Source organism: Thermomonospora cellulosilytica, assembly GCF_014138835.1.
GTDB lineage: Bacteria > Actinomycetota > Actinomycetes > Streptosporangiales > Streptosporangiaceae > Thermomonospora > Thermomonospora amylolytica.
This window is the reverse complement of record NZ_JACJII010000001.1, coordinates 5,628,030-5,643,524: the sequence shown is the minus strand read 5'-3', so window position 1 is coordinate 5,643,524 and position 15,495 is coordinate 5,628,030. Positions and strand designations below refer to the sequence as shown.

At 73.3% G+C, this 15,495-nt stretch carries 10 protein-coding genes; all 10 read left to right on the top strand.

Annotation, left to right across the window (positions count from 1 at the left end):
- Window positions 1-73: 73 nt before the first annotated feature.
- The 10 genes from trpB to HNR21_RS26550 all read left to right on the top strand — a co-directional run bounded on the left by trpB (window position 74) and on the right by HNR21_RS26550 (window position 15,427).
- Entirely contained in the window at window positions 74-1,321 is a 1,248-nt protein-coding gene (gene trpB / locus HNR21_RS26595; RefSeq protein WP_182707361.1) for a tryptophan synthase subunit beta, read from the top strand.
- Window positions 1,318-2,139, top strand: a complete 822-nt coding sequence (trpA, locus tag HNR21_RS26590; protein WP_182707360.1) for a tryptophan synthase subunit alpha — start codon at window positions 1,318-1,320, stop codon at window positions 2,137-2,139. Before trpB ends, trpA begins: the two co-directional genes overlap by 4 nt.
- An 87-nt stretch (window positions 2,140-2,226) precedes the next feature.
- Window positions 2,227-2,934, top strand: a complete 708-nt coding sequence (locus HNR21_RS26585; RefSeq protein ID WP_182707359.1) for a MauE/DoxX family redox-associated membrane protein — start codon at window positions 2,227-2,229, stop codon at window positions 2,932-2,934.
- A gap of 85 nt (window positions 2,935-3,019) precedes the next feature.
- Window positions 3,020-3,772: a DsbA family protein gene (locus HNR21_RS26580; RefSeq protein ID WP_182707358.1), complete on the top strand. Its 753-nt coding sequence runs from the start codon at window positions 3,020-3,022 to the stop codon at window positions 3,770-3,772.
- A 74-nt stretch (window positions 3,773-3,846) separates the two neighbouring features.
- Window positions 3,847-4,605 (top strand): DsbA family protein, encoded by a 759-nt coding sequence (locus tag HNR21_RS26575; RefSeq protein WP_182707357.1) that lies wholly within the window; start codon window positions 3,847-3,849, stop codon window positions 4,603-4,605.
- Between the two features lie 88 nt (window positions 4,606-4,693).
- Entirely contained in the window at window positions 4,694-6,667 is a 1,974-nt protein-coding gene (lgt, locus tag HNR21_RS26570) for a prolipoprotein diacylglyceryl transferase (RefSeq protein ID WP_182707356.1), read from the top strand.
- Window positions 6,668-6,865: 198 nt separating this feature from the next.
- Window positions 6,866-7,645, top strand: coding sequence for a hypothetical protein (locus HNR21_RS26565; protein WP_182707355.1), 780 nt, complete (start codon window positions 6,866-6,868; stop codon window positions 7,643-7,645).
- A 592-nt stretch (window positions 7,646-8,237) separates the two neighbouring features.
- A complete protein-coding gene (locus tag HNR21_RS26560) occupies window positions 8,238-9,014 on the top strand; it encodes a hypothetical protein (protein ID WP_182707354.1) in 777 nt (258 codons plus the stop codon).
- A 372-nt stretch (window positions 9,015-9,386) separates the two neighbouring features.
- Window positions 9,387-13,946, top strand: a complete 4,560-nt coding sequence (gene gltB / locus HNR21_RS26555; RefSeq protein WP_182707353.1) for a glutamate synthase large subunit — start codon at window positions 9,387-9,389, stop codon at window positions 13,944-13,946.
- A 17-nt stretch (window positions 13,947-13,963) separates the two neighbouring features.
- The gene (locus tag HNR21_RS26550; protein WP_182707352.1) at window positions 13,964-15,427 is read left to right on the top strand and encodes a glutamate synthase subunit beta; all 1,464 of its coding nucleotides are present in this window, start codon (window positions 13,964-13,966) and stop codon (window positions 15,425-15,427) included.
- Window positions 15,428-15,495: the final 68 nt, after the last annotated feature.

Here is a 15,495-nt window from a genome sequence, read left to right as displayed (position 1 = left end):
TCATCCGGATCTCGCACTGCACGCATAGCCCGGACGAGCCCACCCTTCACGTTCGACGTACGACAGGACGATCATGACCATCGACGCCGCGCGCGGCGCTGCCAGCGATTCCGCGAACCTGCCCGATCCGACCGGCCACTTCGGCCGGTTCGGCGGCCGGTTCGCCCCCGAGGCCCTGATGGCCGCCCTCGACGAGCTGACCCGCGAGTTCGAGGCCGCCAAGGCCGATCCCGCCTTCACCGGCGAACTCGACGAACTGCTCACCGACTACGCCGGGCGGCCCAGTCTGCTCACCGAGGCCCGGCGGTTCGCCGAGCACGCCGGCGGCGCCCGCATCCTGCTCAAGCGGGAGGACCTCAACCACACCGGGTCCCACAAGATCAACAACGTGCTGGGGCAGGCGCTGCTGACCCGCCGGATGGGCAAGCGCCGCGTCATCGCCGAGACCGGCGCCGGCCAGCACGGCGTCGCCACCGCCACCGCCGCCGCCCTGCTCGGCCTGGACTGCACCGTCTACATGGGCGAGGTCGACACCCGGCGCCAGGCCCTCAACGTCGCCCGGATGCGGATGCTGGGCGCCGAGGTCGTCCCGGTCAAGAACGGCAGCCGCACCCTCAAGGACGCCTGCAACGAGGCGTTCCGCGACTGGGTCGCCACCGTCGAGGACACCCACTACTGCATCGGCTCGGTGATGGGGCCGCACCCGTTCCCGATGATGGTCCGCGACTTCCAGCGCGTCATCGGGGTCGAGGCCCGCCGGCAGGTGCTGGAGCTCACCGGGCGGCTGCCGGACGCGGTCGTCGCCTGCGTCGGCGGCGGCTCCAACGCCATCGGCATCTTCCACGCGTTCGTCCCCGACGAGGGCGTCCGGCTGTACGGGTTCGAGGCCGGCGGCGACGGCGTGGACACCGGCCGGCACGCCGCCACCCTGGCCGGCGGGTCCCTCGGCGTCATCCACGGCATGCGCACGTTCCTGCTGCAGGACGACGACGGCCAGACCCTGGAGACCCACTCGGTGTCGGCCGGGCTGGACTACCCGGGCGTCGGCCCCGAGCACTCCTGGCTGCACGACACCGGCCGCGCCGTCTACCGGGCCATCACCGACGCCGAGGCGATGGACGCGTTCGGGCTGCTGTGCCGCACCGAGGGCATCATCCCGGCGATCGAGTCCGCGCACGCCCTGGCCGGCGCGCTCAAGGTCGGCAGGGAGCTCGGCGAGGACGCCGTCATCGTGGTGTGCCTGTCGGGCCGCGGCGACAAGGACATGCACACCGCCGCCGAATGGTTCGGCTTCATCACCGGTGAGGAGGGCGGCCGATGAGCACCTCCGTCGCGTTCGCCAAGGCGCAGGCCGACGGCCGCGCCGCGCTGGTCGGGTACCTGCCCGCCGGATTCCCCTCCTACCAGGGCGCCATCGACGCCGCCAGGGCCATGGTCGAGGCCGGCTGCGACGTCATCGAGATCGGCCTGCCCTACACCGACCCGATGATGGACGGCCCCACCATCCAGGACGCCGTCCACCGGGCGCTGACGGGCGGCGTCCGCGTCGCCGACGTGCTGCGCACCGTCGAGGCGGTCGCCGCCACCGGCGTGCCCACCCTCGTCATGACCTACTGGAACCCGGTCGACCGGTACGGCGTGGACGCGTTCGCCCGCGACCTGAAGTCGGCCGGCGGCGCCGGGCTGATCACCCCCGACCTCACCCCGGAGGAGGCCGGCCCGTGGCTGGCCGCCTCCGACGCCCACGACCTGGACCGGGTGTTCCTGGTGGCGCTCAGCTCCACCGACGAGCGCATCGCCAAGATCGTCGACGTGTGCCGGGGCTTCGTGTACGCCGCCTCGCTGATGGGCGTCACCGGCGCCCGCAGCGCCGTCGACACCGGCGCGCCCCGGCTGGTCGAACGGACCCGCGAGGCGCTGGCCCGGCGCGGCCCGGACGCCCCCGCCCTGCCGGTCGGGCTGGGCCTGGGGGTCAGCAACGGCGTACAGGCCGCCGAGGTCGCCGGCTTCGCCGACGGGGTGATCGTCGGGTCGGCGTTCATCCGCCGGCTGCTGGACGCACCGGACGAGAAGGCCGGAATCCAGGCGGTCCGGGCGTTCGCGGCCGAACTCGCCGAAGGCGTACGCCGTGGCGCGTGAACCGGTCACGGCACCGGCCGGCGTGGCAGGATGGGGCCCGCGCTAACGGCCTCCTTATCGGGGCCCGGTTAGCCTGCGAGCCGCGACATGCCACCAGGAGACACGGGGGACGACGCCACGGTGGTCACAGACAAGGCCGAGGACCGTCAGACCGGGACCGCACCGGCCGGCCCGCCGGTGACCGGCGGGCCCGCCCGGTGGCTGCCGCCCGCGCTCACCCTGCTGCTGCCGGTGCTGCTGGCGTGGACCGCGTGGGCGCAGATCGGCGAGCGGTGGACCGGCATCGCCGGCGGCCTGGCGCTGCTGGCGGTGCTGGCCTGGGCCGCCCGCACCGTCCCGGCCGACCCGTGGACCACCGCCGCCGCCCGCGCCGGCCTGGCCGTCGTGCTCGGCTGGGCGGGCCTGGCCAAGGCCCTCGAACCGCCGGCACTGCAGGAACTGGCCGTGGAGGCGTACCAGTTGCTGCCCGGCGCGCTGATCACCCCGGTCGGGGTGGGCCTGCCGATCCTGGAGATCGTGCTGGCCGTCCTGCTGCTGGCCGGGTTCGCCACCCGCGTCGGCGGGGTGCTGTCCGGGCTGCTGATGGCGGTGTTCATCGCCGGGATCGCCTCCGCCTGGGCCCGCGGCCTCAAGATCGACTGCGGCTGCTTCGGCGGCGGCGGCCAGATCGCCGACCCGCCCTACCTCAGCGAGATCGTGCGGGACCTCGGCTTCCTCGCGCTGGCCGCCTGGATCACCGTGTGGCCGCCCGGCCGGGCCGCGCTGGACCGCAGGCTCGGCCTGTACGAGGACTGACCATTCCGCCGGCCGCGCGGGACGGGGTTCCCGGCCGCGCCCACGGCGTGCCCGCGCGGCCCCAGAACGTTCGGAGGACACCACCATGAGCAAGGCCGAACGCCAGCGCAGCGCCCGCGAGCGGCTGGCCGAGCAGCGCCGCCGGGAGGAGCAGCGGCACCGGCGGCTGCGCGCCCTGCTGGTCGGCGCGGGCGCCGTCGCGGTGATCGCGGTCGTGGTCGCGGCGGTGGTGCTGGTGCAGACCCGCGGCGGCGACGAGGGCCCGGTGGCCACCGCCCCGGTGTCCCGGCAGGCCGACGGCTCGGTGGTGATGGCCAAGCCGGGCGTCACCGCCCCGGTGCTGGAGATCTACGAGGACTTCCAGTGCCCGGCCTGCCAGGAGTTCGAGGAGGCCACCGGCCGGACCGTCAAGGAACTGGCCGCCGAGGGCAAGGTCAAGGTGGTCTACCGGCCGTTCTCGTTGTTCCGCTCGTCGAACGAGCCGACCCGGGGCAACTCGCTGCGGGCGCTGAACGCGTCGCTGTGCGCCCCGGCCGACAAGTGGCTGGCCTACCACGACAAGCTGTTCGCCGAGCAGGGCCCCGAGACCGCCAAGGGCTTCGAGAACGCCGACCTCGTCAAGTGGGCCGCCGAGGTCGGCATCACCGGCGACGCGTTCGCCCAGTGCGTCGAGGGCACTCGGAAGCAGCAGCAGATCGACCAGGTCAACGCCACCGCCGACCGGGCCGGGGTGCAGAGCACCCCGTGGGTGACGCTCGACGGCCGCAAGCTCGACCAGAACGCCACCTTCACCGCCGACGGCCTGCGCGAGGCCGTCGAGAACGCCGACAAGACCTGACCCGGCCGCGCCTCCCCGGCCCGCGCCGCCGCCTCCACTAGCCTCGACCTGCTCAGACATGGATCGGGGGAACCATGGACAACGACGCGGCGAAGGGCACCGCACGGGAACGGCTGGCGGAACGGCGGGCACGGGAGGACAGGCGCGCCCGCCGGCGGCGGACCCTCGGCATCGCGGTGGGGGCCGTCGCGGTCCTGGCGGTCGTGGGGGCGGCCGCCACGACGGTGCTGGTCCGCGGCGGCGGGGAGGCCGCCGCCCCGCAGGGGGAGACCGCCCCCCTCACCCGGCAGCCGGACGGGTCGGTGGTGATGGCCAGGCCCGGCGTCATCGCCCCGGTGCTGGAGATCTACGAGGACTTCCAGTGCCCCGCCTGCAAGGCGATGGAGGACGCCACCGGCGCCACCATCAAGCAGCTGGCCGCCGAGGGCGAGGTCAAGGTGGTCTACCGGCCGTTCTCGCTGTTCCGCGCCCTGCCCGAGCCGATCAGCGGGAACTCGCTGCGGGCGCTGAACGCGTCGCTGTGCGCCCCGGCCGACAAGTGGCTGGCCTACCACGACAGGCTGTTCGCCGAGCAGGGCCCCGAGACCGCCAGGGGCTTCGAGAACGCCGACCTGATCGCCTGGGGGCGGCAGGTCGGCATCACCGGCGGCGACTTCGCGTCCTGCGTGACCGGCGGGGCCAGGAAGGCCCAGATCGACCAGGCCAACGACCACGCCGCCCGGAACGGCGTGCGCAGCACCCCGTGGCTGGCGCTGGACGGCCGCAAGCTCGAACGGGACGCCGTCTACACTCCCGGCGGCCTGCGGGAGGCGGTCGAGCGCGCGGCCCGCTGACCGGCCCGAGACCTGCCTGGGACCTGCCTGGGACCGGCCTGCGGGGAGCGGCCGACACGGTGGCCCGGAAGCGGTAACGTCAACGCTCATGCAGCCCCTTGCGACGATTCCGAGCCCCGACGAGGGCGTCTGGCACCTCGGGCCGTTCCCCCTGCGCGCCTATGCCCTGATGATCATCCTGGGCATCGTGGTGGCGGTCTGGCTGGGCGAACGGCGCTGGACCGCCCGGGGCGGCACGCCCGGCGCGGTGATCGACGTGGCGGTCTGGGCGGTGCCGTTCGGTCTGCTGGGCGGCCGGCTCTACCACGTGCTCACCGACTGGCAGCGGTACTTCGGCGAGGGCGGCGACCCGGTCGCCGCCCTGCAGATCTGGCGCGGCGGGCTCGGTATCTGGGGCGCCATCGTGCTCGGCGGCGTGGGCGCCTGGATCGGCTGCCGCCGCCGCGGCATCTCGGTGCTGGCCCTCGGTGACGCCATCGCCCCCGGCCTGGCGCTGGCCCAGGGCATCGGCCGCTGGGGCAACTGGTGGAACCAGGAGCTGTACGGCCGGCCGCTGGACGCCTGGTGGGCCCTGGAGATCGACCCCGACCACCGGCCCAAGCTGCCCGGCACCAACACCGTCGACCCGCGTTACGCCGACGTCGCCACCTACCACCCGACCTTCCTGTACGAGTCGCTGTGGTGCATCGCGCTGGCGTTCGTGGTGATCTGGGCGGGACGTCGCTTCACGCTCACCCACGGCCGCACGTTCGCCCTGTACGTCGCCGGCTACACCCTCGGCCGCTTCTGGATCGAGTCGCTGCGCATCGACGAGGCCCACCACATCCTCGGCATGCGCCTGAACAACTGGACCTCCCTGCTGGTGTTCGCCGGCGCCGTCGCCTACCTGTGGTGGGCCCGTACCCGCACCACCCCTGAGGCGGTCACGGTGAAGGGCGCCGTCGACCCCGCCGCTCCGGCCGTTCCCGCCGGGGCCGGGGCGTCCGCGGCGACCGCCGCCGCCAAGAGCGAGGAGTCCGACGACACCGCCGAGACCCCGGCCACCGAGCCCACCGCGTCGGCGGACCGGCCCGACAAGGCCGAGGACACCTCGTCCGAAGAGCCCGACGAGGCGGAGGGCGTTCAGCGCCCCGAGACCGCTGGGGGCGTGCGGGATGAGACCGAGGAGCCCCGGCAGGAGCCCGACGCCGAGAACACCGGGACCTCCGACAGCACCGGGGCTCAGAGCGCCGAGGACGCCCAGAGCCCCGAGCCCTCTGGAAGCACCGAGACCCAGAGCACCGAGAGCGCCCAGGCCACCGAAAACGCTCGGGCGCCCGAGAGCACCGAGGTCTCCGAAAGCGCCCAGGCCGCTGAAAGCGGCCGGGCCCTTGAGAACGCTGAGGTCCCTGAGGGGGCTCAGGTCTCTGAGAGCGCCCAGGTCTCCGAGGACGCCCCAGTGTCTGAGAGCTCTGAGGCTGATGAGGACATCGAGGCCACCGAGAGTGGCGAGGCCGATGAGACCGCTCGGGACGCCGTGAGCGCTCAGGACGCCGTGAGCCTTCCGGACACCGAGAGCGCCGAGGCCGCCGAGGGCATCCAGGTGGCCGAGAGCGGCGAGGTCGCCGAGGCCGCTGAGAGTGCTCAGGTCGTCAAGAGCGCCGAAGCCGCTGAAAGCGCCGAGGCCAGCGAAAGCGCCGGGGGCTCTGAAAGCGCCGACGATCGGAGCGCCGAGAGCCCTGCGGCCGCCGAAGGCTCCGAGGAGCAGGGTGCCGAGGGCTCCGAGAGCGCTGAGGACCGTGGCCCTGAGGGCTCTGCGGAGTCCAAGAGCCTCAAGGACTCTGCGGAGTCGGAGGACGCCGGGGACTCCGCGAGCGGTGGAGGCGCCGGATCGGCTGCTGATGCCGAGGCCGAGGAAGCCGAGGCTGAGGAAACCGAGGCCGAGGTGGCCGTGGACTCCGGGAGCGCCGGGGAGACGGACGGTTCCGCGGACGTTCCGGGGCCTGCGGAGACGAGCGACGAGGACGAGGGCGGCGCCGGGCGGCGGACGGCCGGTCGCAAGGCCGAGACCGTCAAGGACTGAACGGCCGCCGCGGGAAGGACACGGACGGGCCCGGCCGCCGTCACGGGTGACGTGACGTGGCGGCGGCCGGGCGCGTCGGCCGGCGGGGCCTGACGGAAAGCGCCTTTTCGGCACCCCGTGCCCCGCTTGGGCGATAAGCTCACCGCTGCTGATCGACCCGTGCGAACCGGAGGCGAAGTGAGCGAGACGGGCTCGCGCATGACCACGCGCAAGGCCGCGCAGGACGACTTCTGGCCGGGCGACGCCCCGCAGCAGCGGCGGCGGTCCCGTTCCGGCATGCCGCTCATCGCGATCGCGGTCGCGGCGGTCGTCGTGGTCGCCGCGGTCGTCGTCGGGGTGGTGCTGATGGGCGGCGACGACAAGGACGCCGCCGGCCCGGCCAAGGTGCTGCCCACCGTCTACACGCCGCAGGCGCCGAACGCCGACACCGCCGGGCTCGCCAGGCGCACCGCCGACCCGCGTCCGCTGACCGAGGGCGAGGTCTTCACCGCCGCCACCAAGTCGGTGACCTACCGCAACTACGCGTTCACGCTGGCGGGCTCGCACGTGTCCGCCGACTGCAAGGCCGTCACCTGGGGCGAGCGTCTCCAGGCGGACCTGGACAAGCACGGCTGCAACCAGATCGTGCGCGGCGCGTACGTCAGCCGCGACAAGGCCCACGTCGGCCAGTTCTTCGCCGTCAACCTGGCCGACCAGGCGGGCGCCGAGCAGATCTCCCGCGACCTCAACCCGCAGGCCCAGGCCGGTTTCGTGGTGCCGCTGGAGGCCCCGGGGGTGAAGGACTTCGGCCGCGGGTACAGCGCCGCCTACGGCCAGATCTACGGCCACTACCTGGTCGTCGCGTGGGTGCAGCGGGCCGGCGGCACCGAGCCCGCCCGCGGGCTCAGCGAGCTGATCGACATCAGCCTGGCGGTGGAGAAGCCCGGCGACTTCGTGTGGGGACGGATGCAGCTGCTGCCCGACAGGAGGACCAACTGATCCGCCACGACCGCTCTCCCCGCAGGTGAGGAACGACGACACGGGCAGGCCCGCCGGCGCCCGCCGCACCGGCCCGCAGGCCGCGCGGCGCGGCGACGGCCGTCCCCGCCCGGCCGCCCAGCCGCGGCGCGGCGCCCCGGCGGGCGACCCCCGGCCGCCCGCCCCGCCCCGCCCGGGCCGCGGGACCCCGCCGCAGGGCGTTCCCCGGGATGCCGACGGCCGTTCCCGCCGCGGCGCTCCGGCTCGGCCCGAACGCGCCGGCCAGGAGGGTCCGCGGCGCGGTGCCCCGGCGGGCTCTCGGCCGCGTGACGCCGAACGCCGCCCCTCGAGCGCCGGCTCCGACCGTTCACGGCGGGGCGCGCCGAAACGCCCGTCCCGCGACGAGACGGCACGCGCGGCGCGTGACGGCTCCGGTCGTGTCCGCGGCAGTGCGTCCACGTCCCGGCAGCGCGCCGGCGGCTTCGGCCTTCCCGGGCTCGGGATCCTGGACCGTCTGCGGCGCGGCGCCTCCGGGCGTCCGCGGCCCCGTACTCCCGAAGCCCCCGACCGGGCCGCCGCGGAGCAGCCGCCCCGGCGGCCGGGGAGCGGTCCGGTGAAGCGCGGGCCGGGGTCGGGTAAGGCGTTCTTCGGGGCGGCCGTGGCGCTGGTGGCCGTCGTCGTCATCGCCGTCGTGGTGCTGATCGCCGTCTCCGGCGGCGACGAGCGGCCGGCGCAGGGCGGTCCGGCGGTGTCGGTGGGGCGGCCCGCCGACAGCGGGTCGTCGCCGCAGTCCTACTCCAGTTCGCCGTCCACGGACGCCTACCGGGGCATCGCGGAACGCGCCAAGGACGCCAGGCCGCTCACCGAGGCGGAGGCGTTCCCCGAATCCGACCGCACCCTGACCGTCAAGGAGGCCGGCGCCCGGCTGAAACTGGTCGGCAGCCGGCTGGACGCCGACTGCGCGCAGGCGGTGTGGGGCTCGGCGGTCGCCGACGAGCTGCGCCGGGGCGGCTGCAGCCAGGCCGTCCGCGGCATGTACGCCGACACCAAGAAGGGGTACGCGCTCAGCGTCACGATCCTCAATCTGAACACCTCCGCCGATGCCGACCGTTTCGTGGCGGCGCTCGGCCAGGTCCGCGGCGGCGGGTTCGTCCGCCCGCTGACCGACGTCCCCGGCGGGGTCACCGCCAGCCCGGCCCCCGACGAGCTGGCCCGGTTCGGGCAGGGCTTCGGGGCGGCGCGGGGCCTGGCGATGGGCCACTACGCGGTGATCGCCTGGGCGCAGCGGCTGGACGGGACCGGCGACCCCACCGACGAGGCGCTGCTGGCGCTGCTGATCGAGGGCGGCAAGGCGCCCGCGGTGCTGGGCCGTGCGGCCGCCGCGCTGTGACCGCGCCCGGGAATACGAACGCGCCGTGAACGCGCTGTGAGAAGTCGCACCCCGAGGCGACCCTCCGGTGAGGATGATCACCGAACCGGGTGATTTGCATCGGTTCGGTCCCGGCTATGCTGGTCTAAACCACTTGTCGGTGGTTCCGTCGGGATGCGAGGAAGCGGATCCGTACAACGCGATGTGGCGTGGGCTCCGCCGGAGCCGGGTATACCGGGCGGGACCGGAGGACCCGGCCGACCGGCGAGCGATCTTGCCTGCTCGGCAACCTTCCCGACGGTGGGATAGTCTTCCGGTAAGGAAAGCAGCAAGGGCCAGCGCCGTCCCGGACTGCACTGACACGTAAGCAGTGACACGATGACGGGAGGGTTGATGACGGCTGCTGCCCTCACACCTGGCATGCCCCCGCGCCAGGGGCTGTACGACCCGGCCAACGAGCACGACGCGTGCGGCGTCGGCATGGTCGCGGACATGCACGGCCGCAAGAGCCACGACATCGTCGGCAAGGCCCTGACCGTCCTGCGGAACCTGGACCACCGCGGCGCGGTCGGCGCCGAGCCCGACGACGGGGACGGCGCCGGCATCCTCACCCAGATCCCCGACGCCTTCTTCCGCGAGGTCGTGGACTTCGAGCTGCCCCCGGTCGGCTCCTACGCCGCCGGGACCGCGTTCCTGCCGGTCGACGGCGCGGAGCGGGCCAAGGTCGTCGCCCACGTGGAGGCGCTGTGCGCCGAGGAGGGCCTGACCGTTCTGGGGTGGCGCGAGCTGCCCCACGACCCCGACTTCTGCGGCCCGGCCGCCCGCCGGACCATGCCGCACTTCGCCCAGCTGTTCGTGACGGCCGCGGGCGACGGCCCGCACGCCGGCAAGACCGGCCTGGAGCTGGACCGCGTGGTGTTCTGCATGCGCGAGCGCGCCGAGCAGGACGTCGCCGTCTACTTCCCCAGCCTGTCGTCGCGGACCATCGTCTACAAGGGGATGCTGACGACCCCGCAGCTGGAGCCGTTCTTCCCCGACCTGTCGGACCGCCGCTACGACACCGCCATCGCGCTGGTGCACTCGCGGTTCTCCACCAACACGTTCCCGGCGTGGGAGCTGGCGCACCCGTACCGGTTCATCGCCCACAACGGCGAGATCAACACCGTCAAGGGCAACCGCAACTGGATGCGGGCCCGTGAGGCGCTGCTGAAGTCCGACCTGATCCCCGGGGACCTGTCCCGCATCTACCCGGTGATCGACATCGAGGCCAGCGACACCGCCTCGTTCGACGAGTGCCTGGAACTGCTGCACCTGGGCGGCCGGTCGCTGCCGCACGCGGTGCTGATGATGATCCCCGAGGCGTGGGAGAACCACGCCGAGATGGACCCGGCGCGGCGCGCGTTCTACGAGTTCCACTCCACCCTGATGGAGGCGTGGGACGGCCCGGCCAGCGTCACCTTCACCGACGGCACCGTGGTCGGCGCCGTGCTGGACCGCAACGGGCTGCGCCCGGGCCGGTTCTGGGTGACCGACGACGGTTTCGTGGTGCTGTCCAGCGAGTCCGGCGTGCTCGACGACATCCCCGCCGAGAAGGTGGTGCGCAAGGGCCGGCTGCAGCCGGGCCGGATCTTCCTGGTCGACACCGCCGCCGGCCGGATCATCGAGGACGACGAGATCAAGGCCGAGCTGGCCGCCGAGCACCCCTACCAGCAGTGGCTGGCCGACGGCCTGGTGCGGTTCGAGGAGCTGCCCACCCGGCAGCGCGAGATCGCCGACCACGAGGCGCTGGTCAAGCGCCAGCAGGCGTTCGGCTACACCATCGAGGAGCAGCGGGTCATCCTCACCCCCATGGCCAGGACCGGCGCCGAGCCGATCGGGTCGATGGGCACCGACACCCCGCTGGCCGTGCTGTCGGACCGGCCGCGGCTGCTGTTCGACTACTTCAAGCAGCTGTTCGCGCAGGTCACCAACCCGCCGTTGGACGCCATCCGGGAGGAGCTGGTCACCTCCCTGCAGTCCACCCTCGGCCCCGAGGGCAACCTGCTGGAGCCCGGCCCCGAGTCCTGCCGCCGGCTGGTGCTGCCCACCCCGATCATCGACAACGACGAGCTCGCCAAGATCGTCCACATCAACGACGAGGGCGCCCTGCCGCACCTGCAGGCGCACGTCGTGCACGGCCTGTACGAGGTCGACGGCGGCGGCGAGGCCCTCCAGCGGCGGCTGGAGGAGATCTGCGCCGAGGTGTCGGCGGCCATCGAGGACGGCGCCCGCATCATCGTGCTGTCGGACCGCGGCGCCGACCGCACCCGCGCCGCCATCCCGGCGCTGCTGCTCACCGGCGCCGTCCACCACCACCTCATCCGCGAGAAGGCCCGCACCCGCGTCGGCCTGGTGGTGGAGACCGGCGAGGCCCGCGAGTGCCACCACATGGCGCTGCTGATCGGGTACGGCGCCTCCGCCGTCAACCCGTACCTGGCGATCGAGACCGTCGAGGACCTCATCGCCACCGGCGCGCTGCCCGGCCTCGACCCCGCCAAGGCCGCCCGCAACATGGTCAAGGCGTACGGCAAGGGCGTCCTGAAGATCATGTCCAAGATGGGCGTGTCCACCGTCGCCTCCTACACCGGCGCGCAGATCTTCGAGGCCATCGGGCTGGGCTCGGAGGTCATCGACCGCTGCTTCACCGGCACCACCTCCCGGCTCGGCGGCGTCGGCTTCGACGTCATCGCCGAGGAGGTCGCCAAGCGGCACCGCCGCGCCTACCCGGTCGGCGGCAACGAGCCCGCCCACCGCACCCTGGAGGTCGGCGGCGAGTACCAGTGGCGGCGCGAGGGCGAACCGCACCTGTTCAACCCCGAGACCGTCTTCAAGCTGCAGCACTCCACCCGCACCCGCCGGTACGAGATCTTCAAGGAGTACACCCGGCTGGTCGACGAGCAGTCCGAGAAGCTGATGACGCTGCGCGGGCTGTTCCGGCTCAAGGAGGGCGAGCGGCCGCCGGTGCCGATCGAGGAGGTCGAGCCGGCCAGCGAGATCGTCAAGCGGTTCTCCACCGGCGCGATGTCCTACGGGTCGATCTCCGCGGAGGCGCACGAGACCCTCGCCATCGCGATGAACCGGCTCGGCGGCAAGTCCAACACCGGCGAGGGCGGTGAGGACCCCGAGCGGTTCACCCCCGACCCCAACGGCGACCTGCGGCGCAGCGCCATCAAGCAGGTCGCGTCCGGCCGGTTCGGGGTGACCGCCGAGTACCTGACCAACGCCGACGACATCCAGATCAAGATGGCCCAGGGCGCCAAGCCCGGCGAGGGCGGCCAGCTGCCCGGCCACAAGGTCTACCCGTGGATCGCCAAGACCCGGCACTCCACCCCCGGCGTCGGCCTGATCTCCCCGCCGCCGCACCACGACATCTACTCCATCGAGGACCTGGCCCAGCTCATCCACGACCTGAAGAACTCCAACCCGGCCGCCCGCATCCACGTGAAGCTGGTCGCCGAGGTCGGGGTCGGCACGGTCGCGGCGGGCGTGTCCAAGGCCCACGCGGACGTGGTGCTGATCAGCGGTCACGACGGCGGGACCGGCGCGTCCCCGCTGACCTCGATCAAGCACGCCGGCGCCCCCTGGGAGCTCGGCCTGGCCGAGACCCAGCAGACGCTGCTGCTCAACGGGCTGCGCGACCGGATCGTGGTGCAGACCGACGGGCAGATGAAGACCGGCCGCGACGTCATCATCGCCGCCCTGCTGGGCGCCGAGGAGTACGGCTTCGCGACCGCGCCGCTGATCGTGTCCGGCTGCGTGATGATGCGGGTCTGCCACCTGGACACCTGCCCGGTCGGCGTGGCCACCCAGAACCCCGAGCTGCGCAAGCGGTTCAACGGCAAGCCCGAGTTCGTGGTGAACTTCTTCGAGTTCATCGCCGAGGAGGTGCGCGAGTACCTCGCCGCGCTCGGCTTCCGCTCGCTGGACGAGGCCATCGGCCGGATCGACCTGCTGGACACCGAGCGGGCCGTCGACCACTGGAAGGCCGCCGGCCTGGACCTGACCCCGATCCTGCACAAGCCGGAGCTGCCCGCCGGCACCGCGCTGCGCCGGGTCACCAGCCAGGACCACGGGCTGGAGAAGGCGCTGGACAACACCCTCATCCAGCTCGCCGAGTCCGCCATCGAACGCGGCGAGAAGGTCAAGCTGGAGCTGCCGATCCGCAACGTCAACCGGACCGTCGGCACCATGCTCGGCCACCAGATCACGCTGCGGCACGGCGGCGCCGGGCTGCCCGAGGACACCGTCGACATCACCTTCACCGGGTCGGCCGGCAACTCCTTCGGCGCGTTCGTCCCGCGCGGGGTGACGCTGCGGCTCATCGGCGACGCCAACGACTACGTCGGCAAGGGCCTGTCCGGCGGCCGCATCACGGTGCGCCCCGACCCGGCCGCGCCGTTCGCCGCCGAGGAGCAGATCATCGCCGGCAACGTCATCCTGTACGGCGCCACCTCGGGCGAGCTGTTCGCCCGCGGCATCGTCGGCGAGCGGTTCTGCGTCCGCAACTCCGGCGCCACCGCCGTCGTCGAGGGCGTCGGCGACCACGCGCTGGAGTACATGACCGGCGGCCGCGCCGTCATCCTCGGCCCCACCGGCCGCAACATCGCGGCCGGCATGTCCGGCGGCATCGCCTACGTGCTCGACCTGGTGCCCGTCCGGGTCAACCCGGAGATGGTGCAGATCGAGGAGCTCGACGACGCCGACCGCGAGTTCCTGCGCGACATCGTCGAACGGCACCTGACCGAGACCGGCTCCACCGTCGCCGAGCGGCTGCTGGCCGACTGGGACGCCGCGCTCGGCCGGTTCGCCAAGATCATGCCGCGCGACTACAAGCGCGTCCTGGAGGCCAAGGCCCGCGCCGAGGCCGAGGGCCGCGACGTCAACGAGGCCATCATGGCCGCCAGCAAGGGCTGAGAGAGGGGGGTTCCACCATGGCCGACCCGAAGGGTTTCCTGACCGTTCCGCGGGAGCTCCCCAAGCGGCGTCCCGTCGACGTGCGGATCAGGAGCTGGCGCGAGGTCTACGAGGACTTCGGCCGCGACAGGCTGGAGAAGCAGGCCAGCCGCTGCATGGACTGCGGCATCCCGTTCTGCCACCAGGGCTGCCCGCTGGGCAACCTGATCCCCGAGTGGAACGACCTGGTCTACCGCCACGACTGGCGGGAGGCCATCGAACGGCTGCACGCCACCAACAACTTCCCCGAGTTCACCGGGAAGCTGTGCCCCGCCCCGTGCGAGTCGGCGTGCGTGCTGGGCATCAACTCCGACCCCGTCACCATCAAGCGGGTCGAGGCCGAGATCATCGACCGGGCCTGGGAGGAGGGCTGGGTCACCCCCCGGCCCCCCGCCGTCAAGACCGGCAAGAAGGTCGCCGTGATCGGCTCCGGCCCCGCCGGGCTGGCCGCCGCCCAGCAGCTCACCCGCGCCGGCCACGACGTGGTCGTCTACGAACGCGCCGACCGCGTCGGCGGGCTGCTGCGCTACGGCATCCCCGAGTTCAAGATGGAGAAGCGGCACCTGGACCGGCGGCTCGGCCAGATGCGCGCCGAGGGCACCGAGTTCAAGACCTCGGTGCACGTCGGCGTCGACATCACCGCCGAGGAGCTGCGCGCACGCTACGACGCGGTGCTGCTGGCCGGCGGCGCCACCGTCCGCCGCGACCTGCCCGTCCCGGGCCGCGAGCTGGCCGGGATCCACCAGGCGATGGAGTACCTCCCCGACGCCAACCGCGTCCAGGAGGGCGACTACGCCGAGCCGAAGATCACCGCCGCGGGCAAGGACGTCGTGGTGATCGGCGGCGGCGACACCGGCGCCGACTGCGTGGGCACCGCCATCCGGCAGGGCGCCCGCTCGGTCGTCCAGCTGGAGATCATGCCCAAGCCCCCGGCCGGCCGGCCCGACAGCCAGCCGTGGCCCACCTACCCGATGCTCTACAAGGTCGAGAGCGCCCACGAGGAGCTCGCCGAACTGGGCGGCCAGCGCCTGTACGCGCTGTCCACCGTCGAGTTCGTCGGCGACGAGAACGGGCACGTCAAGGCCCTCAAGGTCGTCGGGGTGGAGGGCCCGCAGACCGGGTTCAAGCCGATCCCCGGCACCGAGCGGGAGATCCCCGCCCAGCTGGTCACCCTCGCCATGGGCTTCCTCGGCCCCGAGCGCGAGGGCCTGCTCGAGCAGCTCGGCGTGGAACTCGACCAGCGCGGCAACGTCGCCCGCGACAAGAACTACGCCACCTCCGTGGACGGCGTGTTCGTCGCCGGCGACATGGGCCGCGGCCAGTCGCTCATCGTGTGGGCCATCGCCGAGGGCCGCGCCGCCGCCGCGGGCGTCGACGCGTACCTGTCCGGCAGCACCGCGCTGCCGTACCCGATCCCGCCGACCGCCCGGCCCATCGCCTGACGCGGTCCGCATCCGCAGCGAGCCCCCGCCCCCGCGGCGGGGGCTCGTCGCGTCCCGGGGCACTCACC